The sequence below is a fragment of the Shewanella sp. SM74 genome, from assembly GCF_025653725.1.
Classification (GTDB): domain Bacteria; phylum Pseudomonadota; class Gammaproteobacteria; order Enterobacterales; family Shewanellaceae; genus Shewanella; species Shewanella oncorhynchi.
This window is the reverse complement of sequence record NZ_JAKKRZ010000077.1, coordinates 1-1,947: the sequence shown is the minus strand read 5'-3', so window position 1 is coordinate 1,947 and position 1,947 is coordinate 1. Positions and strand designations below refer to the sequence as shown.

Below are 1,947 nucleotides of genomic sequence, written 5' to 3'. Positions count from 1 at the left end.
GGTTTTGTGTCATGTACATTCGCAGAGTTCACTTTGCCAGCCACTATTCCGCATTGGTGATTCACAATCAAATGCAGCTTAAAGCCATAGAACCAACCCATGGTGCCTTTACCTCTGCACGCCACCCCCGCCAAGGTTTTATGGCGATGAATACGTAAGTTATGACACACTTTGATGCTGGTTGAATCTACAAATTCGATGCCAGTGGGGTCACTCTTGAGGCTGGCAAAGTAGCTGCAAAACGGCACTAAAGCCTTGGGCATCACCTCAAGAAAGCGGGTATAGCTGAGTAAATTGGAAAAAGCGGATTTGTAGAAATGAGCTAAATAGCCGATGTAGAAGTTCTTGAAATCACGATGATGAGACATCTGGAAAAGTATGATGATGGTCATCACTTCGCTCATCGTCATACGGCCAGCGCGTTGACGCTTGCATGTGCCATCGGTTAACAGCGTTTTTTCCCATTCTGGAATGAAAACAGCGCAAAAATCATCGACATCGCAAAATACTTCCACTAACTTATGCATAGGCCCTCCGGTGTGATGGGGTTTCTCTTGGTCGAAAGATCCGATCACTTAGAGGGCTATTAGTTCAACATTTCTTATCCCATATATGGACTCCACCTCTGTTTAGCAAAAGTTTCGACAAAAAGATTAGATACGCACGTATATACGGTTTTTTATTGAAGAAGCTATCTTCTAACCAATGATCTATTCGCACCCTCTGTCCTTATCGAGATTGTAGCGTTATTAACGCTGTCGGGATAAACAGGTTTTCAGAAGGTTGGTCTTACATATTTGTTAATGCATTTTGCTGAACTTTTTATAAAACTTTTTCTAAAACAATATTCTATATGGTCTGACTGTTATATTCGGTTCTGTAATTGAGTAATGCCCATGCGGTGCGAACGGTTTTATTGATTAACGCGACACAAGCACGTTTTATACCCACTCGCCTGACTAAATTGATAAGCCATTGCTGTTTATAGGTTTTTCCCTCTGCTGGCAGCCTTGATATAACAGAGAGTGCGCCTTGGTAGAGGATTGAACGCAGGTATTTATCGCCACCATGCTTATCTATTCCAATCATAACAACCTTACCTCCACTGCTGTGTTATTTAGGGGTAACACCAACGAAGACAGCCGCATACCGGCCATTCTTAAAACCTTGACCGTCACCTAAGCAAGCCAGCTGCACCAATATGACTAACGCCTTCGAGTTTCATCAAGCGTTTACAAGGTTCTGATTGAGTGACCCACTGCTTTAACTGTAGCGTTACCGCTTTGTAGTGCTCTTCTGTTGTTTGATATTGTTGCCATAAAATCATGAACAATGGTTTGATTTGCTCAGGTAAGTCTGTTGATTCTGGCGAAATAAAGTGAGTGATGGCTTGCCCTAATGACTTTTTACCTAACGTGATGATAGCGCCATATTCAAAACACAACGCTCGTATGTGGTTACCCAGTGATGTGATTGTTCGGTCGAACCATTTTCTGCTGATTTGAATCGCTTGAATATTCTGTTGTGATAGGTCTTTAACCTGGCAGAAAGTCATTCCTAACTGTGTTGATGCGATGGCAATGCCGATAGCATCATTAGCATCTGTTTTTTGATTGCTGATATAGAGTTTTACTTTTTTAGGTGCCATCCCTTTGACTTCATACCCAAATGATTGTGCGACTCGAGCCCAGTAGTGAAAGCTAGCACTGCCTTCCATAGCAACGATATAAGGAGGAGAGTTGGCAAGAAGGTCTTTCGTTTTTTGTGGTGACATGGCTTTATTGAATAACAACTCACCATATGGATTCACTTTACAAACTTGAATGACTTTTTTGCAAGGTCGAGAGATATTATTGTAGGCTTACTCATGTATGGACTCCTTTTGTTTTGGTCGACACCAACTTACGACTGTAGGTTGTTGGAGTCCATACATCGAGTTCAGGTTAA

2 protein-coding genes and 1 pseudogene are annotated in these 1,947 nt (G+C 42.0%); all 3 read right to left on the bottom strand.

Features of this window, described 5'->3' with window-relative positions; all coding sequences use genetic code 11:
- A partial coding sequence (locus L5M49_RS24980) for an IS982 family transposase (RefSeq protein WP_263266995.1) occupies window positions 1-527 on the bottom strand: 527 nt, incomplete at its 3' end.
- 322 nt (window positions 528-849) lie between these two features.
- A pseudogene (locus tag L5M49_RS24975) lies at window positions 850-1,101 on the bottom strand (IS110 family transposase); the annotation flags it as partial.
- A 73-nt stretch (window positions 1,102-1,174) separates the two neighbouring features.
- Window positions 1,175-1,774, bottom strand: a complete 600-nt coding sequence (locus tag L5M49_RS24970; protein WP_263266993.1) for a hypothetical protein — start codon at window positions 1,772-1,774, stop codon at window positions 1,175-1,177.
- Between the last annotated feature and the right edge of the window lie 173 nt (window positions 1,775-1,947).